General features: G+C 38.8%; 23 protein-coding genes. 21 read left to right on the forward strand and 2 right to left on the reverse strand.

Annotation, left to right across the window (positions count from 1 at the left end):
* The first annotated feature begins 313 nt into the window (after nucleotides 1–313).
* From RMY00_RS28510 to RMY00_RS28585, 16 genes are all read left to right on the forward strand, one after another.
* Nucleotides 314–1,234, forward strand: a complete 921-nt coding sequence (locus RMY00_RS28510) for an AraC family transcriptional regulator (RefSeq protein ID WP_322650763.1) — start codon at nucleotides 314–316, stop codon at nucleotides 1,232–1,234.
* Between the two features lie 97 nt (nucleotides 1,235–1,331).
* Nucleotides 1,332–2,576 carry an AAA family ATPase gene (locus RMY00_RS28515; RefSeq protein WP_322650764.1) on the forward strand — a complete coding sequence of 415 codons (1,245 nt, stop codon included), beginning with the start codon at nucleotides 1,332–1,334 and terminating at the stop codon, nucleotides 2,574–2,576.
* 5 nt (nucleotides 2,577–2,581) lie between these two features.
* Nucleotides 2,582–3,166 (forward strand): hypothetical protein, encoded by a 585-nt coding sequence (locus tag RMY00_RS28520; protein ID WP_322650765.1) that lies wholly within the window; start codon nucleotides 2,582–2,584, stop codon nucleotides 3,164–3,166.
* A 334-nt stretch (nucleotides 3,167–3,500) separates the two neighbouring features.
* The gene (locus tag RMY00_RS28525; RefSeq protein WP_104899257.1) at nucleotides 3,501–3,899 is read left to right on the forward strand and encodes a hypothetical protein; all 399 of its coding nucleotides are present in this window, start codon (nucleotides 3,501–3,503) and stop codon (nucleotides 3,897–3,899) included.
* A gap of 22 nt (nucleotides 3,900–3,921) precedes the next feature.
* On the forward strand, nucleotides 3,922–4,473 hold the full coding sequence (locus tag RMY00_RS28530; protein ID WP_322650817.1) for a hypothetical protein: 552 nt from the start codon (nucleotides 3,922–3,924) through the stop codon (nucleotides 4,471–4,473).
* An 8-nt stretch (nucleotides 4,474–4,481) separates the two neighbouring features.
* Complete coding sequence (locus tag RMY00_RS28535; RefSeq protein WP_322650766.1) at nucleotides 4,482–4,742, forward strand: hypothetical protein; 261 nt, start codon at nucleotides 4,482–4,484, stop codon at nucleotides 4,740–4,742.
* Nucleotides 4,743–4,802: 60 nt separating this feature from the next.
* Nucleotides 4,803–5,021 (forward strand): hypothetical protein, encoded by a 219-nt coding sequence (locus tag RMY00_RS28540; RefSeq protein WP_011316696.1) that lies wholly within the window; start codon nucleotides 4,803–4,805, stop codon nucleotides 5,019–5,021.
* A gap of 10 nt (nucleotides 5,022–5,031) precedes the next feature.
* Nucleotides 5,032–5,874, forward strand: coding sequence for a phage terminase large subunit family protein (locus RMY00_RS28545; protein WP_069072465.1), 843 nt, complete (start codon nucleotides 5,032–5,034; stop codon nucleotides 5,872–5,874).
* A gap of 4 nt (nucleotides 5,875–5,878) precedes the next feature.
* A complete protein-coding gene (locus RMY00_RS28550) occupies nucleotides 5,879–6,448 on the forward strand; it encodes a hypothetical protein (protein WP_322650767.1) in 570 nt (189 codons plus the stop codon).
* 22 nt (nucleotides 6,449–6,470) lie between these two features.
* Nucleotides 6,471–6,962 carry a hypothetical protein gene (locus tag RMY00_RS28555; protein WP_322650768.1) on the forward strand — a complete coding sequence of 164 codons (492 nt, stop codon included), beginning with the start codon at nucleotides 6,471–6,473 and terminating at the stop codon, nucleotides 6,960–6,962.
* Nucleotides 6,962–7,303: a hypothetical protein gene (locus tag RMY00_RS28560; RefSeq protein WP_322650769.1), complete on the forward strand. Its 342-nt coding sequence runs from the start codon at nucleotides 6,962–6,964 to the stop codon at nucleotides 7,301–7,303. The genes RMY00_RS28555 and RMY00_RS28560 overlap by 1 nt, the downstream gene beginning before the upstream one ends.
* A 4-nt stretch (nucleotides 7,304–7,307) precedes the next feature.
* A complete protein-coding gene (locus RMY00_RS28565) occupies nucleotides 7,308–7,958 on the forward strand; it encodes a M23 family metallopeptidase (RefSeq protein WP_322650770.1) in 651 nt (216 codons plus the stop codon).
* Nucleotides 7,959–7,983: 25 nt separating this feature from the next.
* Complete coding sequence (locus tag RMY00_RS28570) at nucleotides 7,984–8,811, forward strand: lysozyme (RefSeq protein WP_322650771.1); 828 nt, start codon at nucleotides 7,984–7,986, stop codon at nucleotides 8,809–8,811.
* 10 nt (nucleotides 8,812–8,821) lie between these two features.
* On the forward strand, nucleotides 8,822–11,002 hold the full coding sequence (locus RMY00_RS28575; RefSeq protein WP_322650772.1) for a DNA translocase FtsK: 2,181 nt from the start codon (nucleotides 8,822–8,824) through the stop codon (nucleotides 11,000–11,002).
* Nucleotides 10,992–11,450, forward strand: a complete 459-nt coding sequence (locus RMY00_RS28580) for a hypothetical protein (RefSeq protein ID WP_322650773.1) — start codon at nucleotides 10,992–10,994, stop codon at nucleotides 11,448–11,450. Before RMY00_RS28575 ends, RMY00_RS28580 begins: the two co-directional genes overlap by 11 nt.
* Nucleotides 11,451–11,484: 34 nt before the next feature.
* Nucleotides 11,485–11,964 carry an AAA family ATPase gene (locus RMY00_RS28585; protein ID WP_322650774.1) on the forward strand — a complete coding sequence of 160 codons (480 nt, stop codon included), beginning with the start codon at nucleotides 11,485–11,487 and terminating at the stop codon, nucleotides 11,962–11,964.
* A 384-nt stretch (nucleotides 11,965–12,348) separates the two neighbouring features.
* On the opposite strand, the gene RMY00_RS28590 is transcribed toward RMY00_RS28585, so the two are convergent.
* The gene (locus RMY00_RS28590; protein WP_322650775.1) at nucleotides 12,349–14,514 is read right to left on the reverse strand and encodes a S8 family peptidase; all 2,166 of its coding nucleotides are present in this window, start codon (nucleotides 14,512–14,514) and stop codon (nucleotides 12,349–12,351) included.
* A 274-nt stretch (nucleotides 14,515–14,788) separates the two neighbouring features.
* Here RMY00_RS28590 and RMY00_RS28595 point away from each other — a divergent pair, with 274 nt between their 5' ends.
* Together RMY00_RS28595 and RMY00_RS28600 are read left to right on the forward strand one after the other, a co-directional pair.
* Complete coding sequence (locus RMY00_RS28595) at nucleotides 14,789–16,195, forward strand: hypothetical protein (protein ID WP_322650776.1); 1,407 nt, start codon at nucleotides 14,789–14,791, stop codon at nucleotides 16,193–16,195.
* Nucleotides 16,196–16,204: 9 nt separating this feature from the next.
* On the forward strand, nucleotides 16,205–17,593 hold the full coding sequence (locus RMY00_RS28600; protein WP_322650777.1) for a DUF1822 family protein: 1,389 nt from the start codon (nucleotides 16,205–16,207) through the stop codon (nucleotides 17,591–17,593).
* A gap of 80 nt (nucleotides 17,594–17,673) precedes the next feature.
* Here the strand turns inward: RMY00_RS28600 and RMY00_RS28605 are convergent, their stop codons facing one another.
* Nucleotides 17,674–17,820: a hypothetical protein gene (locus RMY00_RS28605; RefSeq protein WP_322650778.1), complete on the reverse strand. Its 147-nt coding sequence runs from the start codon at nucleotides 17,818–17,820 to the stop codon at nucleotides 17,674–17,676.
* A 308-nt stretch (nucleotides 17,821–18,128) separates the two neighbouring features.
* Here RMY00_RS28605 and RMY00_RS28610 point away from each other — a divergent pair, with 308 nt between their 5' ends.
* The 3 genes from RMY00_RS28610 to RMY00_RS28620 all read left to right on the forward strand — a co-directional run bounded on the left by RMY00_RS28610 (nucleotide 18,129) and on the right by RMY00_RS28620 (nucleotide 25,978).
* Nucleotides 18,129–22,667: a tetratricopeptide repeat protein gene (locus tag RMY00_RS28610; RefSeq protein WP_322650779.1), complete on the forward strand. Its 4,539-nt coding sequence runs from the start codon at nucleotides 18,129–18,131 to the stop codon at nucleotides 22,665–22,667.
* 61 nt (nucleotides 22,668–22,728) lie between these two features.
* Entirely contained in the window at nucleotides 22,729–25,257 is a 2,529-nt protein-coding gene (locus tag RMY00_RS28615) for a CHASE2 domain-containing protein (RefSeq protein ID WP_322650780.1), read from the forward strand.
* A complete protein-coding gene (locus RMY00_RS28620; RefSeq protein ID WP_322650781.1) occupies nucleotides 25,250–25,978 on the forward strand; it encodes a hypothetical protein in 729 nt (242 codons plus the stop codon). Before RMY00_RS28615 ends, RMY00_RS28620 begins: the two co-directional genes overlap by 8 nt.
* The last annotated feature ends 375 nt before the right edge of the window (nucleotides 25,979–26,353 follow it).

Here is a 26,353-nt window from a genome sequence, read left to right on the forward strand (position 1 = left end):
TGCTGTTGAGGTTGATTTGACTTAGAGAAACATGCCTCTAGAGACTTCAATGAAGAGGCAGGGGGCACCCATTGACGAGTTATTAACAATCACGCCCGATCCCGTGACTAAAGCAATTTTTGCCTTGTCTTTTTTCATTGCCTCATCCTTTCAGCCTTGTCTTTCAGCATAGGTTCATCATAAGGTTGAAAAGCTTTTCCCTAAATACATAAACCTCGCAGATGATTGCCTAATCCTCTCAAATCAGGCGTTGGCAAGGGAGAAATATTCTCTATAATGAGCGTATGAGGATGGTATCAGTCAGGAATTGAGTATGGTGATTGAAACACTCAACTATGAAGCGGCAATCAACAAGTGTGACGAACTGGCAGCATTAGTGACTCGGCACACTGACGGTAAGGGGAACGGTGTTCATGCAACGGCAATTAATCAGTTAGAATTCATGCGGGAATCTGATACTTCAGCCACAATGCAGGGGGTCACCGAACCGATTCTCGGCATTGTCGTTCAAGGCAAAAAAGAAGTGTTGCTAAATGAGGAAACCTATGGGTATGGTGTGGCTCAATATCTAGTGGTGTCGGTGGATTTACCGCTCTGTGGATGTGCGATCGAGGCGACACCTGCGAAGCCGTATCTAGGATTTAAGCTAGATTTAGACCCCGTTCAACTCTGTGACATTATTGCTCAAACTAACCCAGGCATGGGTAAGAAAGAAAACTCGGTTAGAGGCTGGTTCATCAGCGATGCCGATCCATCGTTGATTGATTGTGCTATCAGGCTGACACGGCTTTTGGACACACCGCAGGATATTCCATTCTTAGCACCAATGATCGTCCGCGAAATCTACTACCGTTTGCTAATTGGTGAACAAGGTGAAGCAGTTCGCCAAATTGCCACATCGGGCAGCAATATGCAGCGCATTGCTGAAGTGATAAAACTTATCAAGGCTGATTTTACAAAGTCACTGCGGGTTGAGGATCTAGCTCTTCAAGCCAATATGTCTCCTTCCTCGTTCCATCGCCATTTTAAAGAAGTCACCTCCATGAGTCCGCTGCAATATCAAAAGCAATTAAGACTATTGAAAGCGCGTCACCTGATGCTTGCCGAGAATGCCGATGCGACCCGTACTGCCTATCAGGTGGGGTATGAAAGTCCTTCACAGTTTAGTCGCGAATATTCTCGGATGTTTGGTGCGCCTCCTATGAAGGACATTGAACGATTACGAATAGCTTGAGCAAAGACTGTGAGTTCGCTACAGCAAACATCCAGACACATAGCTTTTAATTTATAAGAAGTAAGTTGATCAATATAAATTTGTGTATGAGAGCCAAATGTTAAAAGAACTTCACCTCCAACAAGTTGGTCCTGCTGCCCATTTTGATGTCGCATTTGCCGATAGGCTCAATATATTTACAGGTGATAATGGTTTAGGTAAAAGTTTTTTACTTGATATTGCATGGTGGGTGATGACTACAAAATGGGCAGAGCAACCAGCGTACCCACAGCGAGTCAGAGGTGAAAATCCACAAATTACAGCCGTAGTTAGCAATAAAAAAAATATAAGAGAGTATCAGAGCCAGTTTGATTTTTCTGAACAGCAATGGCGTAATTTACAAATGCCTCCTTTATTAAAAGAAGTAGTTATTTATGTGCGGGTTGATGGTAGTTTTTCCGTTTTTGACCCTGCTCGCCAACGCGATATTGCTTATAATTTTAATCCAAATACACTTTGGAATGGATTAAAGTCAAAAGGTAAAGTTATTTGTAATGGTCTAATTCAAGATTGGGTTACATGGCAGAATCAACCCAATAAATATCCATTTGAACTCTTTTCTAATGTTATTAAAAAACTTGCACCTCACCCTTCCGAATGGATAGAAGTGGGAGAAACAACGCGAGTTTCTATTGAAGACGTGCGCGATATTCCTACAGTTAACCTACCTTACGGGAATGTTCCTGTCACTCAAACATCAGCCGGAATGAAGCGTATTTTGGGACTAGCTTATTTACTAGTGTGGACTTGGTACGAACATAAAAAAGCTTCAGAACTGCGACAACAAAAGCCAGTAAATCAGATAGTTTTACTAATTGATGAAATTGAATCTCATTTGCATCCTCGTTGGCAGAGGGTGATTTTACCAGCTATTTTATATGTGGTGACAGAATTACAACCCAGGATGAAGATACAGGCTTTAGTAACTACTCATTCTCCACTTATTCTTGCTTCTTTAGAGCCAAATTTTCATGAGCAAGAAGATCAACTATTTTTATTTAAATTACAAGATAGAGAGGTTAGCCTTGACGAAGTACCTTGGTCAAAACAAGGGGACATAGTTGGATGGTTAACCTCAGATATTTTTGGACTCAAACAAGCCCGTTCCAAAGAAGCAGAAATCGCAATTGAAGCAGCAGAGGCTTGGATGCGTGATGATGATATGAATGCGTTTCCAGAAAATCTGAGAATACCAACACAAATTCATCAGGAACTTCAAAGAGTTTTACCAGGACATGACCCATTTTGGCCCCGTTGGATAGTTACAACGGAGAAAAGAAATTCTGGATTATCAGGGGTATAACACAGATGATGCCATTTAATCCTCCTCCAGAACCACCTGATTTTGATAAAAAAGTGCGACAAACAGGAAATGCTTGGTTGGCAAAAAATCCAAACCCTAAAAAAGGAACCAGAGATTATTGGTCGCCTTTCAAAAGTGATTTAGCTGATGGATTTAATAATCTGTGTGGCTATAGCGTTATGTATGAACCAGTTGGTACAGTAGATCATTATCGCAGCCGTGAAAATTATCGCAATTTAGCTTATGAATGGAGCAATTTACGCTTTGCTTCTGCTTGGATAAATAGTAGTAAAGGTACGCTTGATGACCAGGTACTTGACCCTTTTGATTTGGGAGAAGATTGGTTTGAAATTTTACTCCCTTCCCTACAATTAGTATTAACAGATAAAGTTCCTCCGCAACAACGTCAAAAGGCGCAATTTACTTTGGAACGGTTGCGGTTACGGGATGATGAAAGAGTCTTGCGCCAGCGTCAACAATGGTATCAACTTTATTTGGATGGGGATTTGACTCTACAAGGATTAGAAAAAAAAGCTCCTTTGATAGCGCGTGCGATAAAGAAACAGCAGAAGGCTATTTCTCAACAATAATAATGGGTAAAAGTCCGATGAACTTGTCACAGACTATTAAGTAGCACATCGCGTTATATATTTCTGTTAGAGCAGTTTCTTACCAAAAGAGTTATTTTTCTATTTTTTTAACTCATATATACAAACGTGCTTGCATTCTCAACAGGCAGTATGTAACTTGGCAAGTGTGCAGTTTATTAGGACATGAACTGAAATTGAGTTGTATTTGAGTTGAGCTATACCTGTACTAAACTGACATGATTTGTAAATTATTTTTTAATCTACAAACAGTTTTACAAGGTGCTAGTTTAATTCCCTTTCAATTGATGAAGTCTTTCAGTTGGAATAGAGTTTGATGATATGTGAGAACGTTATTTACACCCAGAAAACACTTGCCGAAAGATATGGGATTTCTATTGCTGCTTTACAGCGGTGGTATCCCTATGCTGGTATAGTTAAACCCCGAAAGCGGGGAGGATATTTTGATGCAACAACAGTCGAGATTGCCGACATTTTCTATGTTGCTATCAAAATTCGGCGGTTGACTTGTGAGGAATATTTACAGCAGGTAATTCCTGCTGGTGGCTTAGATGCTTATTTACAAAAAGTCAATGACGTAAGCCTTTATGATTTTTTGACTAAGCATATATCTGATGAAGAAAAAAATAACCCAATTGTGCAAGCAGTAATTAGGAGAATTGAGCGAAATGAAGCATATCAACAAAGTGGCAGAGACTTTGCAGGTGTCGCCTGATGTAGTACGTACCTGCTGTCGGTTGTTAGATTTAGCTTTGCAGCCAAATGATACGCTTGACGAAACTGTTGAGCAGCAATTGGTTCAACTCAAAGAGATAGCCTCTCGTGAAGGTATGTCCCTTGAAGAAGCTGCCCAGCACTTGATTGCAATGCGCGATCGCAAATCAGAAGTAGGCGAACATAAGTTCGACAAGCGCGAGTACATCAAACAGCGATTTGGCGTAGACCCAGAACAAGCTTCCCCCGACAGCTTTGTAGGAATACTTTACCGAGATGCAGATAGGGGTATTCAGTTAGGGGAATTACGCCATAAGGTGGTGCTTGAATCTTCGACACTTGCTCTAGAAGAATTTGTTTTTCATGGCAGCAGTTTACTTGGTGAAGGTGATACTTCCGTTCCTGCTGGTTACGATGAAGCGCAAGAGCGAATTAACTCGCGCATCGATAACGATTTTTTCGGCAAAGTGAACTGGGGGGAAGAGATTCATCCACTGTTAGTCGGTACATCGACACCGCAGCCGAGACAGTTGAAGTCCTCGCAGCCGAAAACCGGGCAATCTCCGAAGAAATAATAGCTCAAATGCTACCTATCTGCTATCAAATACGGGATGATAGTTTACTCAACTTGAGAAAGACATCTACCCAGGCAGTTGGTATAAATTTACTTTCGGTAGTAGCTGGTACTGTTATTGGGACGTGGGTAGCAGTCCCCCCAACTCAAGAGAGACAGGAAATTCTGAGTATTCAGCCAATTTTGATTGGTGTGGGTATAGGTGAATTAGTTGGTTTGATTCTGGCGCTAGTAATAATTTGGTTTACCAGGGACGAACAAAAAACCTAATTAACCTTTCAAAATCAAGGGAATTACTCATTTTAGTCGCATTATTGCCAGGGAGCAGTTATGAGTGCAGCATTTGACTTTTTGGTTAACACGGCAGGTGGTTTGTTGATGAACCTGGGTGTTTCTGGGATGGTGGGACAATTATTGGGAGTGGGGGCGACCCTTGCCTTGCATCCTCTGTTGCTACTTACTGGGATAGTTGTCGGTGGTGCGGGAATTGCGATCGCGCGAGAGTTAAACAAGCGCCCTCAGTTGCAGTTGGTTGTTGATAATACATGAGGGGTAAATTATGTTTACTCCTACACCTGTGCGAAATAAACAGCCAAGTCGCAGAAAGAAAAAGGTAAATGTTACCCTGTGGACGGTTTGTTCAACTGTTAGTGCGCTGTCTGTTATTGGGGCGGTTGCATTGATGGTTGGATGGAAGCAACAGGTTCCAGGTAATCAAATATCGGAGGTACAGCAGGTAAAGGCGCAAGTTTCCCAAATTCGGGAAGTGTACTTAGAAAAGCTTTCTCGTACTGACTACAATATAGACCATCTTTCCAGTTACTCCTCAGTAGAAGGTGCGCCTACTCTTACAGGCTGGCGACAGTTGGCGGCAGCATTATGGGGACAGCAATTGCGAGGTGAAATATCCAGAATGCAGGCTAATGAGAAATCTGGGTTTTACCGCCTTCACTATATGCCGGCACTGGAGATAGTTAAATTCAACTCGCTGGATGTTTTACTAGAAGCGGCTTCTGGAAATAATACTTTTTATTGGGGATACCGCAAAACCGACGGTACGAAAGTTGAGGAGAAGATACCAACTGGGGCGGCTGCTGTTTTGATTTTGGGTAAATTAGAGGCAATTGATTACGCTCAAAACTTGGAATCTCAACCATCGGTTGATCTGAATCAAATGCTAATTCAGATTAAGAATGCTCAAGAACCATATTCTCTTGCACAGGCACAGCTGTTACGAGCGCGGGGGTATTTAGACCCAGTAGAGCAGATGGCACAGGTGGCAGACATCCGCGAGAGAATACACCAACGGGAGGAGCAAAGGCGGATGTATATCCAACAAATGAAGAAGCAATTACCTCAGCCAGTTCCTAATAAACAGCCTGTTAATAAATCGAGGGGATGATGTCATGTATGTCAAGTTTGCTGCTGCGATAATTTGCATAGCTTTGTGTTCGCTCAACGTTGTAGCGGCAGTCAAACGTACCCCTATTCGTACTACCCTCGAAGGTTCAACTCGCACAACAGTTGAGATGATGCCATCTCCAAATTCAGGAGTGCATTGGATGAGTGCAGTTATATTTCTGGCTGGGTTTGCTTGTTTTTTGGGCTGGGGAATTTCTGACTATAACAATGCAATTGAAGAAACAGATGAACTGTCTGATAAATTGCCTAATCTCAGCAATCAACAACTTTATGTTAGTGTTTCTGATACTGATATTCAACCTTCTTTAATCCCCCCGGTTTCACCTTCTTCTGGGATGAGATTAAATAGCGAGTTCTCTGCTAAGAATGTAGTCCAATTTTCTCCTCGTTCTAGTATTTCTGGATTAGGGCGAGTACATAGTAGTCAGTTTATTAAAGATGGAGTGCAAAATCAACCTGGAATGTTATCTCCAGAAGAGTTTTACGCCCAACTTCAGGATGAAGATTTTTGGGAAGATACTAACTCCCAGGTAAATGATAAACCCGCCAGCTAGTTACTTAATTTGAGGTCATATTATGAGCAGAAATCAGCGCCGCAACTTTGATGTTGATTATTCTGAAGGTGGAGCAATTGTGCCTGCAAACCGCTTGCAAAACATGTTGCAGCAGGTACAGCAACAAGGAGGAATAGTAAATCAACAACCTAATATTTCTCCTCTGACTACTTATGATACTCAACCTGTTGAGGTTAGGTATATTAATGCACCTACTGCCTATAAACCGAGGGTTCCTCAGATAGAAATTCCCTACATCGAGACTTGGAAAGCACATCGGCTGCATCCGCAAAACCCCTGGAGATTTGGCTGGTATCCAGTATATTTTTTATCGGATGTAATTAAATCTCCTGTGGGTGTAGCTGGCGTGGGAATTTGGTTGTTAATAATGCTGTTGAATTTTTTCCTAAATGGTAGTTACACCGGGCCAGGGTATGCGTCTGGGAAGAAGATTGAAGTTGTACCCAAGGAAGTTCCTTCTTTTGCCCTGCCTGTGGTTAAGCAGTTGGAATAATGTGGGTAAAGGCAATTTTTTGGTTCGTACTGCTGGTATGGATTGCAGATATTTTACAACCGGGATATTTGCAGTTTTATAACTGGCGTAATGCTGTGGCATTGGTACAAAAGCTTCAGTTTTCATCGTCAGCTGTTGTACCCACTGCCACACCTGGCGTGAATACGTTTTCTACTCCTGTTCCTACACGGTATTCCCCTAAAGTTAGGGAACCTGCAACATCTGGGGATGGCCTAAATTCTCCTGATTGCCGTGTGGCTAGGAATGATTTTGAGGAAGTATTGAGTACTGCAAGGATTGGTTGTTGGCAGGTTTCTCCTGCTAATGCGAAAAGGCGTTGAGGGAATGCGAATAATCTTTGAAACTGACGGTAGCAAGGAGGTTAGTAATTCGACTGTAACTAATTTGGATGAGACGGTCGATACTAGTTCGAGTGGAAATTGGAGATATGCGATCGCAACCTCAGTTGTCATTGCAGCTATGGTCATTCCCCAGGTTTCTGGATGGATTGAATCTCAACTGTTAGTTAAATCTCTCCAAGGTCTAATATTACCAAAAACTATTCGTAGTAATCAGGTTTTAAATAACGGTCGAATTGCCTTTCCTACTGCGGCTGGTACTCCTGTAACTAGTGAGTTTGGTTGGCGGACACACCCCATTACAGGCGATCGCAAGTTTCACGCGGGGATTGATTTTGGTGCAGCCAAGGGTACGCCAATTTATGCGATTGATGCTGGTCGAGTAGTTTTTGCAGGCGACAAGGGTGGTTATGGCAAAGCGGCTGTTATTCAGCATCAGGGAAGTTTATCTACTCTGTACGGTCATGCCAGTCAGCTGTATGTACAGCAAGGACAACAAGTTGTGCGTGGACAGATGATTGCAGCAGTAGGTAGTACGGGCTTTTCGACGGGGCCGCATTTGCATTTTGAAGTTCAAGTTAATGGTGTAGCGCAGAACCCCCGTCCTTATTTACAAGAATATTTAGCTAATCGTTGAAGTTATTTAACTATTGGCAAGAAAAATGCAAATTGTACCGATTTTTATATCAGGTGTAGTTGGTGCAGTCTGCTCTGTTGCATTTTCTTATGGAGTAGCTTCACTGCCATGTGGGTTGGTATCAAAGGGTGCAGATACTGTTTGTCAGGTGCGTAGTTTTGGTAAGGCACTTGATAGTTGGAAATTTGGGTTTATTGTTGGTGGTTTGGCTGGGTTTATTTTGAGTCCTCGCCATCAATTTATATCCCGTTTTAAACCCATTCATCTGTCAACTACTTCCTTAATTACTTTGGGTATTTATTTCTCAATTTATCAAAGTACTGGTGTTTCTTCATGGTCGTCAAATAGTTTAACAGGAAGAGTTAGTACAGGTTCTTACTCACTACATCCTTATTCACCACGGTTGAGTGCTTTTTTAGCAACAATTCGTTGGGCAGAAACAGGAACCAGTGAGCTAGAAAGTTATCGCAAGTTAGTATTTAATGGAACTTTTAATAATTTTTCTACACACCCGTTAAAGAAACAGTGCGCTCCTATTAATGGTAAAAATATTTGTTCAACTGCGGCTGGTGCTTATCAAATGTTGGATAAAAGTTGGTATGATCTTCAGCCAAAACTAAACTTAAAAGATTTTAGTCCAGCTTCTCAGGACAAGATGGCAATTGAATATATTCGTCGTAATAATGCGTTAAGTGATGTTGAAGCAGGAAAGTTTGATACTGCTGTATGTAAAGTAGGTAGAGTTTGGGCTTCATTTCCTTGTAATAATTACAACCAAAATGCTAAGTCAATAGATCAACTAAGAACTTTTTATCAGCAGCAATTACATAAGTTTAAAATTGCTAGGAGGTGACAACTTAGTGATGTTATCACCATACAAAGACAATAATGGTAATATTGAAGTTCAAAAACAACAGCTTTTGACTGCAATTGTGCAGGCCAAACAAGATGGTTTGGGCAATGAAGAGATTATAGAATATGTAAAGGAAGCTTTACCTAACGCAATGGTTTCTTATGCTGAAACTGTTTTAAAACAGATTGATTTTAGAGCAAAATTATCACATCCAGTTGTTGAATTTGATTTAGATTTTTTATTTCAGGTAATATACGAATCAGTAATTGCAGGTACAGACGATGAAGAGATATTATCAATATGTGCAGAAAACTGTACTTTAAACCAGTATGAATTTGTACGTTATGCACTTGAGTATATTCATCTCAATCGAATGCCATCGCAGTGGGAGCAAAATAACGTATATCAAAAAATGATTGAAATAGTTAATATATCACCTATTGAATCTTTATTTGAATATATTGAATCAATCAAAAATATTTATCTTAAGCAGATTGGATATGAAGTAGTTCAAGAGAACCTTTATAATTTATTTTTAAACAATAAACCAATTAGTTACTTTACTGATTTAGCTAATAAATCTAGAGATAACTGCATTAAAAACTATTGCTGTCGAACGGCAGTGCTTGTTGCGCGTGCCACGCATAAGCCGATAGCTTTAAAGCAGGCGGTAGATGGTTCAATTATTTTAAGAGAACCTAAATATTTAGATAGTGATATTGCTACTAATGAGATTGTTGGTTCAAGTATTTTAACTATGGGGCAAGCAGGAAAACTATTAGTTGATACCTTAGAGGATTTTAATATTAATGCTAAGTATGTTGATGCTAAAAATGGTCCTACTTTTAACCGTATTAGGGTAAAACTAGGACGGGGTGTTAGTTACAAGAAAGTAGAAGACATCGGTAATGACTTAGTACAGCAGCTTGGTGAAGAGTTAGGCTTGAAAGTTGCGCCAATGGTGAGTGTAGTACCTGGGGGAGTTGTATTTGATATACCCCGGTTAGACAGACAATTTGCCTATTTCTGCAATTACTTTACTTTTGAGGGCGAACCTGACATTCATTCGGTATCCATCCCCGGTGGTGTTGATGTTGATGGCACTTATGTCGAAATTCCCCTTTATAGCGACAACGTAACCCATATCTTGGGTGGTGGGCGGACGCGGGGTGGAAAGTCGCAGTTTGAGAAAGCAGCAATCTTGTATTTAGTGCGGCGATATCCCCCTTCTGTTGTTCGGTTGGCACTTTCAGATGTTAAGCGCGTGACATTTGGTAAATTTGACGGGCTACCTCATCTTGTAGCGCCAGTTGCACGTGATGCAGAGTCTACCGCTAACTTGCTTGATTACTTGGTGGAAGAAATGGAATTGCGCTACCAGGAATTTGAGCGCCACAGCAGTATTGAAACGATCGCACATTACAATCTACGGTTTGCACCTGATTTTGTCATGCCGCGAGTGATTTGTCTAATTGACGAGTGTTTTGATCTACTTTCTGATGATAACTACTGCGATCGTATTGAGACTGCGCTGATGAAGTTGCTTGCAAAAGCGGGTGGTGCAGGGATTCACGTACTTTTATACACCCAGCGACCTGATAAGAACGTGATTGATCCGTTGATTCGCTCAAACTTTCCAGCCAAGACAGCCTTTGTTACGACCCGCCCTGAAGACAGTTGTATTATCCTTGGGGACGATAAAGACAAGCGTGCAGTTTATTTGCTGGGATATGGAGATTTCTTGTACAAAACAACTGAGGTGATGCGACTCCAGGCGCTTTATGTAGCTGATGATGAAGACCCTGAATACTTCCAGCAATTACTTCTAGAAGCTAAAAATCAAAACGACCCCTACACAGCTTGGCAGTCTGGGTTAGACTTTGATGAATTTGTCGCTAGTTTGTACGGCGAGCGCAATAGTAAGGACATAGGTAAATCTAAAGCTACTGCTGTTATTAAAACTAAACAGCATAAAACTGATTTTGAGGGCAGTTTTAACTTTAAGGTACAGCTTGACGAGGAAGCAAGAAACTCAATTTTGAATTTGCATCAAAAAGGCTATCAACTTGATGAAATTGTCAAAGCGGTATTCAATTTATCCCGTCAAAATGGTAGGTCATACAAGAAATTTAGAAACGTTGTTGAGGAATTTTTAAATAGCTTTAAAGAGGCTGAAGAAGATGATATTTGAATTAACGATGCCTTTACCTCCTAGTATGAACGAGATTATTAACCAGGCACGGTCAGGTTGGCAAGCCAGCGCTGGAGTTAAGAAGTACTGGACAAAGTTAATTGGTGAATTTGTTCGAGAATGTGAATTTTGTTTAGATGGTGCAGTTTGGATTGAATTTCATTGGTATCTCAAAAATTTTGGACGAGATAGCGATAACGTAGCTGCTGCCGCCAAGTTTATTATGGATGGTCTGGTTACAGGACGAGCAATTCGTAACGATAACTTGACAGTTATCCAATCGCCTGTACTTCATTATTATCATCGCAGTAGTGGTGATGACGGTGTGCTGTTGAGACTTTCACAATCACCTGATTTTCTGTTAGATAATTTTATTGTATCTAACCAATTTTCCCGAAATAGCTTAGAAAAGCATAGTCAAAAAATTACATATTTAGTGTCAATTTAACTTATGAAAATATTGGATTTAAAGGATGACGATAATGTTACGTTATAAAGATTACCGTCAGTTAATCGATCAGGTAAATGCAGGCAAGAATATTAACCTATGGGGCAAGCCAAATATTGGTAAGACTCTTACTGTTAAAAACTGTTTACTCAAGGATATTAATTTAGAGTCTGTTTACCTCAATCTTGAATATCCTTTTAGTGTAGATCATCTATTCAACGTTATTCCTATTAGCTTCAGCCTTTACTACCAGCAGTGTTGGCAAAATATAATAAGCAAATTATCTGATGGTTATAATAGGCTGCTGGTGATAGATAATTTTGATAGATTGCACTTTGTTAGCAATACTTTTAGCCACGATTTATTTCGATTACAACAGTTAGCTCAATTAGAAAACTTTTCTTTAATATTAATATCTCGGATGCCGCTAGAATATTTCCATTTTTCAGGTTTTGCTAACTATTTTGAAAAATTGGAATTGAACGAAACTAATACTTGGACTTTTGGACATTAGATATGTGGCTTAGAGATATCGTTTTTTGGTGATATCCGCTCCGGGTGGAATGTTGGTTTAAGCAATAAAGCAAGTTCGACTCTTGCTATCACTATTGAGGATGAAACTACTGCCGATACTGAAAATTAACCAGGACGAATCTATTAAATAGTTTTGGAGTTGTTAAATAGAGTAAGGGGTAGGTTAGTAGTGTAGTTCTCAGTAAATCCCAATCCTTGCCGGGGCGAGAGTAATTAAAAACCTTGTAACCTTATATCTTTAGCTGATTTATTAGCTTTACTTATGTTGTAAGTCCAACTGAGCGATTCAATTCAACAAATGGGGGAAGAGCTGGTTGTTGAGATTGTTGACCTCATAGGGGCGCAAGCATGAGCGCCCCTACCCCTATCTCTGCTTCACAGCCTGCACCGCAGCATCAGCATTAACTAAACCACGACCGAAGAAATACTCTTGGGCTGACACTGGTTTCGCCTTTGGGAAAATACCGGAAGGTCGTGAAACAGGAGCATCTACAACAGTTCCAAAACCGACTTCTTTTTGCAAACGATAGCGATTAGCATCCGCTTTAGAAAGCTTAAGTCCATCATAGGTAGCAGTCTTATTGAGAATTGAGACAATTTCCTCCCGGCTCAAACGCCGTTTTGGGTCTTCTCCCTTCATTAGGGCCACTACTCCCGATATAATGGGAGCCGAGAAAGAAGTACCTTGTACCTGAACATACTTACCTAATGGGTCTAACGCTACACCCCAAGCGTAATCTGGTACAGACATTCCCTGCCAAAAACCATCCAACCAAGTGCCGCCTGTCGTTAAAATTCCACCACTAAGACTATTTTGGATTTCTCCGCCGGGTGCGACTAGATCTAACCCACCCCCGTAACTGCTGTAGAAGGTGCGATTTCCTGTCATATTTGTGGCACCTACTGATATAACACCTGGAATACCTGCTGGGAATCCGACCCCATCCAGATTTTCATTGCCAGCAGAAGCAACAATTACCAAATTCCGATGAGCATCCAACACATCAAAAATTTGCTCGGTTAATCCCTCATCAGGAAGTAAACCACCCAAACTCATATTAATGACATCAACATTTCTACTGGCAGCATAACCAATTGCTTCTGATAAACTTGCCGTATTAATCGCGCCACGTAAGCCAAAAACCCGCACTGGCAAGATTTGGGTATCAGGAGCAACTCCAAGAATACCTGCTTTATCTTCCGAGTTGGCAGCAATTATACCCGCAGCCCAAGTACCGTGAAACTCACTACCAATTTCAGTCCGAATTAGATTGCGAATGCGATGAGCAATTTCACTGGCAGAAGCTTTAGGGTAACGTTGTTTCAATGTGTCGGAAAGCTGTTGATATTTCTTCAATAATTGGTCAGATGGTAATTTAAAAGTGTCCTGAAATTCTGCTTGGATCTGTGCTAGTTCTTGGGAATTCAAGCGTGTATCAGGGTCGCCTTCACCTTGACTGGAAAAATCCCAGCCATATTCCTCACCAGGTAATTTATCGGGGCGATCGCCAGATTTGTATGTATTCTTCACCAAGTCGGGGTGATCCCATTGAATCAAGCTATCAATTACCGCCACTACAACCCCACGTCCGCCATTGCTTTTGTTCCAGGCTTCTGTAGCGCGAATATCAGTACGCGCTAATAGCTGACCCCGCCGAGGAGTACTATTTAAATGCCATTGCAAGGGCAACAAGTTGGAAGAAATAGGAGTATCTTTTGGTTGGGGTAACTGTGCCAACTGCTTTTGTAAGTGTTCAGCAGCGTGAGGAGTTTCTGGTAAATTTGCTGCTGTTGCCAGCAGTTGCGACATTTGATCTGAAGTCGCTTGAATAAAATTTGGTGTAGCTGACTGCACTCCTGCTACTTGAGTTAGTTGATTAGCCACACTCAAAATTTCAGTGCCAGATACTGACTTAGAACGTACTAAGTAGCGATTTTTGCTAAATCTCAACGGGCGAAGTACTTCTAAATCGTGGCGCAGCAGGATAATTTGCCTTTGACTCTCAGACATCTCACCCTCGAAACTAATTACAATCTCGTTGGGTAGGACAATAACTTGCTCAGATTCTTTTTCCTGAGATGCTGCCTGTGATTTCCGGGACAAAATAGGTAGCATTTCTTTTACGTAAGGCTGTTTTTGAATCTGCTGTTGAACTGTATTGAGGGAAGCACGAGTGCCAGAAGGTAAGTTAACCAGGGCGATGTTTTCTCCCAAAGGTTTAACATCTACATCAACGCTATGATGATTACTGCTAATGCTTCGAGTATTGCCACTACCATCACGTCGTAAATCTTGTTGCAGCTGCAAGTATAAAGGTTGGATAGACCGAGAGCGCGTATTCGCTTTAAAGCTGACAGCCACGGTATCACGGCGCAAATGGAGCGGAATTTTTTGACCGTAAAATGTATAAAATAATTCATCTAATGTTTGTGCCTGCGCGAACTCACGGTATTGCTGAGGGAACAGAGAAAAACTGTTAGCACTGAAAAAACAACCTGCCAAAATAAGACTGGAGAGAAAACGTTTCATAACTGCGAACGTTGAATTAATTTTGCTAGATATGTGTATTTCTCAGGATTTGGAGGATATGCAATTTTTCAGGAGCATAGTTAGGTTGCACAGAAATAACCTGTGTCCAATCGCAAAATTGCATAAGGTCAATTTGCTCAGAAATACTAAAAGGTGATGGTCAAGATAACTGTTAAATCAGGTACTCAGTATGAAATCTCGAAAAATGGCTGGACTTGTGTTAAGGAGCATTAGCAATGTGAAAATTAACAATAACCAATAAATAAAAATACTTATGGGCGATGCTTCAAGATATTGGACATTGGTAAGGATTGATGCGGGAGGGAACCGTAAAATTCAAGAAATACCTGCTGCTAAGTCATTTTACGCGCAAGTGTTTGATCGGTTAGCAGAAGATGATGATGTACCAGATGGGGACATCCACCGTCAATTGCTACATTTGTATCGTCACAGTTCTGACGATACCGTTTTGCTAGCGGAACGTTGTTTGCTTTGCTTTCTATCTTGGATTCTAGAGCAAGGGTGTATGCAATTAGAAAGGAAATTTGGTCAAAACCATAATTTTAGTTGCAGCGATTTGTTCCCTTATGTCCTGGATGATGATGGTAAATTATCAAGAGCAGGTTCCTATGAATGTTTCTCTCGACAAATTCTCCAGAGTTTCGATTCGCAGCAAGGTAGTCTGACTACTTGGGCGATGATGAAGGTAAAACAACATCCTGAATTGAATAGATTTTTGTTGGAATGCGGTGTTTATTTAATTAGTGATTGGGCAATTTTGAATGATACTCAACCGAAACAATTAGAGCGAATCCTGAAAGAGTTTCACCTTTTTAGTGATTTAGCAATTCAAGAAGCCCAATGTCTTTTACGAAGTTATCATGCTGTTTACCGCCTTCAAAGACTGCAACAAATTAGAAGAAAAGTTAGGAGTAAATGTACTGAACCTACTACGCAACAATTACAAGATATTGGTCAACTTATAAAAAGTGATACTGGTCGTTTATTTGACGATGTAACTGTGAGAACAATGCTGAAAAAATTGGCTACTCAATTGCGTGAATACCGAATTCATGTCCGGGGTGGTTCTTTGCCAGCAAAGTCTCTAGACGCTGTGGAAGGAGACAATTATAATTCTTTAATAGAGAAAATTCCTGCGGCTGATACTAATAACATTTTAGAAGAAAACGAGGAGCAAGCAGAATTTTTGCGGTTTTATCACCGTCAAATTCCGATTTGCTTGCAGCAAGCTTTAGCTAAAGTTACAGAATCGAGAATCAGACAATTATCACGTAAAAAGGGCGATAAAGCACAGATGTTTTTAACTGCTCTCGAACTATCTCAATGTCAAAAATTAGTCATGAAGGAAATTGCTGAAATCCTGGGTATGAGAGCGCAAGATGCGGTAACGAAGTTATTAAAGTTAAAAGACCTGCGGACTGATGTGCGACAGGAAACGTTGGTAATTTTAAGGGATTCTGTGAAAGAGAAAGCTAAAGAATATGCTGATATCCAAGCTTTGAAAAACCTAGATGAGCAATTAACAATTGTACTTTTAGAAGCAATTATCAGGATGATGGAAAATTCTGAAAGTCAATCAGGAACGATGAAAGATAATTTAAAATCTGATATGTTCGCCGAACGGTTATGTGAATATCTCCAAACTAGAAAAACAAATTAAAACAAATTTATGACAAATTTATTGAGTAATGTTTCTCCCATGTCTTACCTTGATTTTGATGCTTTACCAATTTCAGCAGTTATTCTCTCACCTGATGATATTGACCAAGCCGCAGAAATCAGCAATCAAATTACTGATGAATCCAAGCAATGGCAAATCTATCTTAATTGTTTAGCTTTATCGGCTTTTGAGCAATGGCTAGAATCAAGAGCAGAATCGCTAACTATTAATCGAGATAAATGTACAATTTTACAACCAATTTTTGCAAATTTTATTAGTAGCGTCGCTAATTTACAAGTTGGGGAATTTAAAGTCTGTTTAATTGCTACTGGTAGCCTGACTGATGAAATGGTGAGTTTACCAAGAGTTGTTGTCGATTTACCAGAGTTTATTCCTCACTTTTATGTTTTAGTGGAAGTGTTGGAAGAAGAAGAAGCAGCGAATGTTTATGCTTTTTTGCCTTATCAGGAATTGCGAGAGAGTGTACAAATAACGTCTTTACAGTCGGATTGGAATTATCAACTACCAATATCCAGTTTTGATGATAATCCAGACCGTTTATTGCTATATCTGCGATGTTTGGAACCATCAGCAATATCTTTACCTGCAATTCCCACAAATCGCACTGCGATTTTAGCAAAAATACAAAATCAATTGGTTGAATTATTACCTCAGTTACAATCACCGAGAAGGGAATTATCTGAAGTTTTAACTTGGGAACAAGCTTCTGCTGTTTTTACTAATCCGGAGTTGCTGAATTGGCTTTACACATTACAGAAACAAAATATAGCTACGGGGAATGTAGAGATGGGTAGCGCCAAGCCAGAATCGTCTGGTTATTTTGCGTCTCTACAAGATTTAATTAAATTAATTACGCAACCTGCTTTAAATGCTGGACGTTGGTTGTGGGACGAGTTGGATGATTTAGCAGCTTCGCTTTCTTGGGTGTTGTTACCAAGTTTTGCTGATGCTTCCCAAATGCGTCCAATACGTAGTCCAGAGGAAGAATTTGAGGTAATAGTCACCCAACTGCGACAAAGGGGTTTAGAAATTCCAGTACAAGGACGGGGTGCGTATCAGGATTTGCTGTTAGCTGGGATACCTCTGCGAATGTATGCTGTGACTTGGCATTTGGTATCGGAATCTGGAAAGCCTGAATGGAGTTTGTTACTAATTTTAGGCGCACCTGCTTTAAGTAGTTTACCGTCTAATATCAAATTTCGTGTCAGCGACCAAACAGGTATTTTGGACGAACGGGGATTAAATGCGGAAAGTGAAGACTTTTACATATTTACCCGTGTGGTTGGCAATTGGGATGAGAAATTTTTAGTAAGTGTAAGTTTGATGGATGACGTTGAGGTGACTTTACCACCGTTTGCATTTGATTTGGGGAGGTAGGTAGGTTTGTAGTGCTTATTTTTAGATTCAGATTCAGAAGTTTGGTTTTGAAGCCTTAGCTAGTAGTAGCTTAGTACATCTCACGATAAATGAGGTACAAATTTACTTTTGGACTGAGTAGCATCCAGTGCGATCGCTTCGCTTGCCAGAGGCATCGCAATTTTCATTTCCAGCCCCTTTTTGCATTTACCTGTACTAAGTACTGGGTGCGATACGAGATTATCCACTAGCAGAACGTGTGTGTATCGGTATGGAGGCGATCGCTTTTATAGTACTAACCAGCAAAGTATGTCAATAACTCCTCACGAGATAATTGCAACAATAGGGTATTTGTTGCGAATTTCCGGTACTCTTTGGCATTTTCTTCACAATATCTTTAATTAGCTAGCGATCGCCAGTATTAATACGGTCTACCACATCAAGGTATCGTAATTATGCTGAGGTCATTTTTAAATTTTGGCATAACCTGGTTTGTCCTCAGAAATATAAGAGATTGAGCAAACAATCTTTTGTAGTTATATAAGAGGAATAACCAATGTCTAACCGTTTGAAGAGTTTCGCTCTAGTTACTTTAGTGTTGTCACTGACTTGTGGTGTTGGGTTCGCAGCCAGCGATGTAATAGTTAGGCATACTTTGGCACAAACTGCAACAAGTTCAGATAGCAAAGCAGAAGGCGATAAGTTGTTTCAGGAAGGGGTACAGCAGTTTCGTCGTGGAGAATATCCGAAAGCATTGCAGACTTATCAACGGGTGTTGGAGATTCGGCGAAAACTGGGAGATAAGGCGGGAATTGGTCAAACGCTGAATAATATAGGTTTGATTTACAGCATTTTCCAGCAAAATGACAAAGCATTAGAAATCTTACAACAAGCTTTAACAATTCGCAGGGAAATTAAAGACCGTGCTGGAGAGGGAGAAACTTTAGATGCTTTGGGTGGGTTGTACTTTAGTTTGGAACAAGATGAAAAATCGCTCTTAACTTTACAACAAGCTTTAGAAATTCGCCGTGAGGTTAAAGATAAAGTCGGGGAAGCAATTACTCTGAGTCGAATGGGTATTACTTACAGTTTTTTAAAACAACAAGATAAAGGTTTAAAGCTTTTACAACAAGCACTAGCGATGCATAGAGAATTGGGGGATAAATACCAAGAGGGCTTGACTCTATTTAGGATAGCAGGAGCTTATGGCAATGTACATGATTATCCCAGTGCTTTGGATTGGTATAGTAAAGCTTTAGCTGTGAATCATGAAGTCGGAAATCGCGCTTGGGAAGGTAGAAGTTTACAGCAAATAGGATATGTTTATTTTAATAAAAAAGAATATGACAATGCATTGAAATTTTTCCAGCAATCATTACCGCTCATTCAAAAATCAGGAATTCGTTCTTTTGAAGCTAGTATTCTTACTAGTTTAGGAGATACTTACTTTAAACAAGAGAAATATGACAAGGCGATTGAATTTTACAAACAAGCCTTACCTGTTGCTCGTGAAGTCAAAAATAAGTCTCTTGAATCTGAGGTACTTACATCTTTAGGAGGTAGTTATAGAAAACAAGAAAAATATGACCTTGCTATAGAATTTTATCAACAGGCTTTACCATTGGCAAACAAAAATACCGAACAAGAAGCCGGAATACTTGCGCTTATTGGAAATTGCTATTTTCTGCAAGGTAAATATGACTTAGCCATAGAAAATTTACAAAAGTCATTAATAATCACTAGAGAAATAAAAAATCCGACAATCGAAGCTCAAACTCTTACTGTAATTGCTGGGAGTTACGATGCTCAGAAAAAATATGAGAAAGCAATTGAATTTTATCAACAAGCTTTAGCTCTCCAACAAAAACCACTAAATAATCGCTCTGCACAATTAACTATTCTGATGCAAATCATGAGCATCTATTTTAGAAATGCTACTGATCTCACGCTTAAAAAAGATTATTCTCCTCTAATAATTCAAGCTAATGAAGCTCTAAAATTAGCTCCAGATACTTTAAAAATTGCAAGAGAACTAAATAATACCACAGCAGAAAAACAAATATTACAAACTCAAAGTCAATCCTACTCACTCATAGGTAATTATCATCTCCAATTAAGGGAATTAGACAAAGCAGAGAAATTTATTCAACAAGGTTTAAATATTGCTCGACAGTATAAAATTTTAGATGCAGAGAGATATGCTTTATCTTTTCTCCCCAATGTTTATAAAGACCAAGGAGATATTAGCAAGGTTATTGAATTAGGTCAGAGAGAATTAGAAATTGCTAAACAACTCAAAGATCCAACTTTTGAAGCACAGGCTTTATTAAGCCTTGCCACTACCTATGGTGTTTTGGGAGATTTTGATAAAAGTATTCAGTTTTCACAACAAGCTTTAAGCAAATGGAATGAAATTGATATTCAAAAATTAACGAAGCATTATCAATCTCATGCTTATAATAAAAAGCTGTCTACTTTGTTTTTTTTGAGTTTAGTCTACAATAATATAGGAGAATATGATAAAGCTTTTGAGTATGCTCAACAACGTTTAACCTTTGCAAAAACTCTAAAAAACCCTGAATTTGAGGCTGGCGCATTGATTGCATTAGGTGATGTATATCAGAAGAAGCAAGAATTTCAAAAAGCAATTGAACTTACCCAGCAAGCTTTAAAAATTGCCAAGGAAATTAATAATATTCAATTGGAGGTAGAAGCCTTAGAAAAACTTAGTGCAGCTTCTATAGAAAAGGGAGACTATCAGCAAGCTTTGGAGTATTCACAGCAGGTTTTGCTGATAGCTGAAAAAACTAAAAATTTTAAGATTAAAATAGATGTTTTAAATATTCAACGGCAGATTTATACTAAGCAAGGCAATTATAAGAAAACTCTGGAATTATTTCAGGAGGCGTTGTCAATTGCTAAACAAAATATTGACCCATACTCTGAATGGTCAAGTCTTATAGAAATGGGATTATTCTATAAAACTTTAGGAGATGAACAAAAAAGCACTGAATATTTACAACAAGCACTTACCCTAGCTCAGAAAATAAAAAATCCTCAGAGGGAGGGAATAAGTTTATTTATTATTGCCTATAGCTATTTTGGTAAAAACCAACCACAAAAAATCATTGAATATGCAAATCGAGGTGTAGCTATTTTACCCAAAACCAAAGAAATTACAGTAGAAATTATGGGAAATCTTGTACTTGGTCTGGGCTATGGTGAGTTAAAGAACGAACAAAAAGCGATGGAAGCAGCCCAAGCTGGCTTAGAACTTGCCAGAAAGTCGAAAAATCCTAGCTATGAAAAGGATGTACTCACATTTATAGGACATTTACAGCGCAGATTTGCTAAAAAACAAGAAGCGATACAAACATATAACCAAGCATTAGCAATCAAAATTCAAGCAAAAGCTGTAGGTGCTGATTCTGGGATTTATGCTGGCTTAGGTCGTACTTTTGCTGAATTAAATCAACCTAATGAAGCAATTAAAAACTATCAAGAAGCAGTCCAGAGAATTGAAGTAGTGCGAAGTAAAGTTCAAGAAATTACACCTGACTTACAAAAATCTTTCTTCCACACAATTGTCGATTTTGATGGATTTACGCCAGCCAAAGTATATCGCCAGTATGCAGATTTATTATTAAAGCAAGGACGTACAGCAGAAGCAACGCCAATCATAGAAATACTGAAATATCTAGAAGCTCAAGAGTATTTTGGCCAAACGAGAGGAATTGATAGTACTTTAAATGATAAACAAATCGCCTTGGGTAAGGAATTAAGCCAATTAGAAACTATCCCACGAGAGAAGCGGGGCAATAAGCAACAACAGCGTATTGTTGAGTTGCGAAAAATGCAAGAAAATCTCATAAAAGAATACGGAGAGTTTGTCAAAAGTCCAGAAGTTGCAAAACGAATTGAAGAATTACGTCAACTTACTGGAGGAAAGAATTTAGACCCAGATGAACAAGCAAGAAGTTTACAAGATAATTTAAAGCGGCTACAACAAGATGCTGTAATTATTTATCCTTTGGTTCTAAAAGAGCGCTTGGAACTAGTATTACTTACTCCTTATGCTCCTCCAGTTCGTCGTACAGTAGCAGTTTCGGAAGCTGAACTTAATAAAACAATTGAAGATTTTCGTCGTGATTTGCAAAGTCCTGGTACTAATGTCAAAGTTAATGCTAATAAACTCTATCAATGGCTAATTCAACCATTAGAAGTGGATTTAGCAGAAGCAAAAACTAAAACAATTATTTTTGCTCCCGATGGAAAATTACGTTATATTCCTTTAGCCGCTTTACATGATAGTAACCAATGGCTAATTGAGCGGTTTAACATCAATAATATTACAGCCCTTAGTTTGATGGATTTAAATACAAAACCTCAAACTAAACGAGAAATTTTAGCTGCTGCATTTACAGATATCAATCGCAATGTCACTGTTCGACTTGGAAAAGAGACAGCAAAATTTAGAGGATTGAGATATGCAGGAAAAGAAGTAGATGAAATTACAGCAACTATTTCTGGAAGCACCAAACTTTTAGATAATCAATTCAATAAAGATATTGTGTATCAAATGAACGATTACTCGGTGGTGCATCTTGCGACTCATGCAGCATTTGTAGATGGAAAGCCAGAAGAATCTGTAATTGTTTTGGGTGATGGAAAATATGTGACTCTGCGAGATGTAAAAGATTGGAACCTACCCAATGTTGATTTAGTTGTATTGAGTGCTTGCGAAACTGGTTTGGGTGGTTTTGGGGATGGTAAAGAGATTTTAGGCTTTGGATATCGGATGCAACAAATAGGTGCTAAAGCTGCGATCGCATCTCTGTGGAAAGTTGATGACCCAAGCACATCTCAACTAATGCAACTATTTTACAAAAACCTCGCCACTGAGAAAATGACGAAATCTGAAGCATTACGTCAAGCGCAACTGAGCTTAATAAATGGGAATAACTCCAGTACAAACCCCGAAAGACGTGGTATTGAAGTGAATATCGGCACGTCCTCAAGAAATGAAAAGCCTCAAAGCGGTTATTCACATCCTTACTACTGGGCACCATTCATTTTAATTGGCAACGGTCTTTGAAAATTAATAGAGGTGCAATTACTTGCATCTCTGCCAACTAATAAATAATCAACCACAAATTATGAATAACTTTCATCTCAAAGTACAACGCATCGAACAAGTTTGCTTATTTGAATTAACTTGGGGAACAGCACAACGTCTCAGCGCCAAAATTACCTATCCCGAAAACCTGACATTACTCTATCAAGAATGGCAACGCACCTATCTAAGTTTTTACAAAACCTCTTTACGAGGACGGGTAGAAGATTCCGGTAGTTTTCAAGCACCAACCCTTGATTGGCACGCAAGATTAGTTCAAATAGAGGCAAAATTTTTATCTGAATTTCATAATTGGTTGCGTAGTAGCAAACTATATGAAATTCGGGCAGCAATTACTCAAGTTTCATTATTATCTGTTAATTCTCGATCTGCAAATATTAACCTTTTCTTGACTTGTGATTCTTTGGAATTAGCACGTTTACCTTGGGAAAGCTGGGAGATTTGCACGGAAGTTACCTTTGCTTTTGGTAAGATTAATATTGTACGCAGCCCTATCAATATACATCAATCAGTAGCGAAGCATAATCATAACCGTCGTGCTAAAACTAGAGTTTTGGTAATTTTAGGTGATGATACTGGTCTAAATTTTGAAGCGGAAAATAAAGCAATCCAAAAACTGAAACACATTGCTGAAATTAAATTTGTTGGATGGCAACCAGGAAAAAATATTGATGAACTCAAAGGTGAACTGAAAGAAACTATTACATCGGAACTGGGATGGGATATTTTATTATTTGCAGGCCATAGCAATGAAACAGCTTTGACAGGTGGTGAAATTTCAATTGCTCCCAATACAACTTTATCAATTAGTGAAATCATACCTTTATTAAATAAAGCCTTAGAAAATGGATTAAAATTTGCTTTATTTAATTCTTGTAATGGTTTGAGTATTGCTAATAACTTAATTGAATTAGGATTAAGTCAAGTGGCGGTGATGCGCGAACCCATTCATAATAAAGTTGCTTCTGAATTTTTGCTGCATTTTCTGCAAACCTTAGCTCAATATAAAGATGTTCAAGAAGCTTTAACATCAGCTTGTCAGTATCTGAAGTTAGAGGAAAATCTGACTTATCCTAGTGCATATCTTATTCCTTCTCTATTTCTCCATCCAGAAGCTACTTTATTTCGCTTTAAACCTAGTTTTATTGATATTGAAAATTTACAAAAAATCAGCCCATCTCGAATTGAAACTTTTGCACTTTCAGCTTTATTTATTATTAGTACACAACTACCTATACAGAACAATCTATTAGCACAACGTTTAAAGATACAAGCTTTTTATCGTCAAGTAACAGGACAAATTCAAGCAATAGAGTCACCTCCAGTTTTATTAGTACAAATAGATGAAAAATCACTTAAAGATGCAACTAAAGACTCAAAACTGTCCAGTGCAAGACAGATGAATAGAAAATATTTTGCAATGATAATTGATAAATTGCGAACAAAAGGTGCTAACATAATCGGCATTGATTATTTATTGGATCGATATCAGGGAGAAAATGATAAAATCTTAGCTGAATCTCTTCAAGCCGGGGTAAATTCATCGAATCCAACATGGTTTGTCCTGGCAGAAACTAAAGCTCTAACTGGAGAGAAATTGACAGTTTTACCTGAAATTGCTAGCCCTAATTGGACTTTACAAGGGGAAATCGAGATTTTACCTGGGTATATGCAACTCCTATCTCCGTTAGATAAATCTCAAGCATTATATTTTTCTAATTTATTAGCAATATCGCATCAATTGCAGAGATTAAAATCACAAATAACTAATATAACAAATCAAAAACAACAAGGATTGATCGCAGTTGCAGATAAGACTGTTGAAGATAATTTAAAACAGTCACTACAACCAAAATTAAATAGTAAAACTGACTTTAGTAAGCAAATTGGAAAGTTTTTGCAAAATAATAATGTTAAAAATATTACTAGCTTGCAACCACCACGAACTCATCTACAGCCTATCACAGAATTTAGCTATTATTTTGGTCAGATGTGGTTGCACCCGATAGTTGATTTTTCTATTCCCCCAAATCGTGTTTATCGTAGTATTCCAGCTTGGCAATTGTTAGAAGGCCAAAATCTACCTATATCTAGTTTAGAAAATCAAATAGTCATCATTGCACCAGGAGGATATGGTGAAGCGGGAATGTCGAAAAATGGTGAAGATAACTTTGATTTACCTCCTGCTCTAGAACTATGGCGACGCTTAGAAAATCCTGAAAATAGCAACGAAGTATTGACAGGCGGTGAAATTCATGCTTATCAAGTACATCATTTATTAAATGATAGAATGGTTGTACCTATCCCTGATTTGTGGATGATTTTAATAGCTATTATGTTGGGGAAAACATTATATTTTATAATGCAGAAAAATCCACGTATCAGGTTACAAATTTTATTAGCTTTAGGTGCGTCTACAGCAGCTTATGGTGTATTAAGCTTGCAAATTTATCTTTCATCAATCGCGGTGATTTTACCTTGGTTTTTACCATCGCTGACAATTTGGCTATACGTTATACCAACGTTTATGAGGAGAAAAGCTTATGAATAAGTTAGATTATATTAAGCCTTGTTTCTTACTTTTGACGATAAATATTACTGGATTATCTTTGTTCTCCAAGGTGGAGTTAAAAGCAGAAACCAAACAAACAAATCCTTTACTATCTTGGGTTAATATTTTTCTGCCTTTATCGAAACCGAAACCTCCTATTAAACCACGTAAAGCTGTCGGTCGTCCTGTTCGTGGTTCATCTGCACCCATATCAAATTCTGTTTGTATGATATCTCCAGATGTACCAGAGGATAAACTAAATAAACCCAGAATTGTTTGGAGCGATCGCCCGCTATTTCTTTGGGAAGGAAATGCACAACAAGTTGGCTTGATGAAGAATAGGCAGACGACTTTATGGCTTCAGGAATTAGCACCAGGGAAAAAATTTATCAGTTATACAGGAGAGCCACTACAACCAGGTGAAACTTATTATTGGGTGGTATTTGACGAAAGTATACCAACTGGAAATATCAAATTTCAGGTCATGGAACCACAAGACAGACAGGAAATAACTAATAATTTAAAAATTTTGGAGGAGGAGCAAAAAGCTAAAGGAGCTAACACGGAAGCGATCGCACTGGCAAAAGCTAACTATTTTATACAGCAGGAATTGTGGGCTGATGCCTTACAGCAAGCTTACTCTGTAGAAAAACCTTCTGCTGAGTTACTGAAAATACTTCAAGATATTCCGCAACAACTTAAGTCACAGTGCGGTAAGTAGAAAGTCTTTAAAAATCAGCAATCATCTTTTTAAGAGATACTCAGATACATTATCTGGGTATTTTTATGTTTGTTTGCAGCACAGTTTCTCAAAATATACTGAAAATCTCCGTTTCCAGAAAAAAATATCTCAAAGTTTAAAATAGTCTCAACTCTTATTGTATAAGCATTCTGGGCTAATTGATTAGCTAGTTCACAACTAATTTCAAAAAAACTCTCCAATTTTGGCATATCCTCTCAAATCCCAGAAATACATATCTATGAACGCACAAAGAGGAACGTCCTCAAGTTAGAAAAAACTCATTTTGGCATATCCTCTCAAATCCCAGAAATACATATCTATGAACGCACAAAGAGGAACGTCCTCAAGTTAGAA

The organism is Nostoc sp. ChiVER01, from assembly GCF_034531155.1.
Taxonomy (GTDB): domain Bacteria; phylum Cyanobacteriota; class Cyanobacteriia; order Cyanobacteriales; family Nostocaceae; genus Nostoc.

Excerpts from the sequence above, each read along its gene's own strand:
- RMY00_RS28510 (WP_322650763.1), top strand. The coding sequence starts at position 314 with ATGGTGATTGAAACACTCAACTATGAAGCGGCAATCAACAAGTGTGAC.
- RMY00_RS28515 (WP_322650764.1), top strand. The coding sequence starts at position 1,332 with ATGTTAAAAGAACTTCACCTCCAACAAGTTGGTCCTGCTGCCCATTTT.
- RMY00_RS28520 (WP_322650765.1), top strand. The coding sequence starts at position 2,582 with ATGATGCCATTTAATCCTCCTCCAGAACCACCTGATTTTGATAAAAAA.
- RMY00_RS28525 (WP_104899257.1), top strand. The coding sequence starts at position 3,501 with ATGATATGTGAGAACGTTATTTACACCCAGAAAACACTTGCCGAAAGA.
- RMY00_RS28535 (WP_322650766.1), top strand. The coding sequence starts at position 4,482 with ATGCTACCTATCTGCTATCAAATACGGGATGATAGTTTACTCAACTTG.
- RMY00_RS28540 (WP_011316696.1), top strand. The coding sequence starts at position 4,803 with ATGAGTGCAGCATTTGACTTTTTGGTTAACACGGCAGGTGGTTTGTTG.
- RMY00_RS28545 (WP_069072465.1), top strand. The coding sequence starts at position 5,032 with ATGTTTACTCCTACACCTGTGCGAAATAAACAGCCAAGTCGCAGAAAG.
- RMY00_RS28550 (WP_322650767.1), top strand. The coding sequence starts at position 5,879 with ATGTATGTCAAGTTTGCTGCTGCGATAATTTGCATAGCTTTGTGTTCG.
- RMY00_RS28555 (WP_322650768.1), top strand. The coding sequence starts at position 6,471 with ATGAGCAGAAATCAGCGCCGCAACTTTGATGTTGATTATTCTGAAGGT.
- RMY00_RS28560 (WP_322650769.1), top strand. The coding sequence starts at position 6,962 with ATGTGGGTAAAGGCAATTTTTTGGTTCGTACTGCTGGTATGGATTGCA.
- RMY00_RS28565 (WP_322650770.1), top strand. The coding sequence starts at position 7,308 with ATGCGAATAATCTTTGAAACTGACGGTAGCAAGGAGGTTAGTAATTCG.
- RMY00_RS28570 (WP_322650771.1), top strand. The coding sequence starts at position 7,984 with ATGCAAATTGTACCGATTTTTATATCAGGTGTAGTTGGTGCAGTCTGC.
- RMY00_RS28575 (WP_322650772.1), top strand. The coding sequence starts at position 8,822 with ATGTTATCACCATACAAAGACAATAATGGTAATATTGAAGTTCAAAAA.
- RMY00_RS28580 (WP_322650773.1), top strand. The coding sequence starts at position 10,992 with ATGATATTTGAATTAACGATGCCTTTACCTCCTAGTATGAACGAGATT.
- RMY00_RS28585 (WP_322650774.1), top strand. The coding sequence starts at position 11,485 with ATGTTACGTTATAAAGATTACCGTCAGTTAATCGATCAGGTAAATGCA.
- RMY00_RS28590 (WP_322650775.1), bottom strand. The coding sequence starts at position 14,514 with ATGAAACGTTTTCTCTCCAGTCTTATTTTGGCAGGTTGTTTTTTCAGT.
- RMY00_RS28595 (WP_322650776.1), top strand. The coding sequence starts at position 14,789 with ATGGGCGATGCTTCAAGATATTGGACATTGGTAAGGATTGATGCGGGA.
- RMY00_RS28600 (WP_322650777.1), top strand. The coding sequence starts at position 16,205 with ATGACAAATTTATTGAGTAATGTTTCTCCCATGTCTTACCTTGATTTT.
- RMY00_RS28610 (WP_322650779.1), top strand. The coding sequence starts at position 18,129 with ATGTCTAACCGTTTGAAGAGTTTCGCTCTAGTTACTTTAGTGTTGTCA.
- RMY00_RS28615 (WP_322650780.1), top strand. The coding sequence starts at position 22,729 with ATGAATAACTTTCATCTCAAAGTACAACGCATCGAACAAGTTTGCTTA.
- RMY00_RS28620 (WP_322650781.1), top strand. The coding sequence starts at position 25,250 with ATGAATAAGTTAGATTATATTAAGCCTTGTTTCTTACTTTTGACGATA.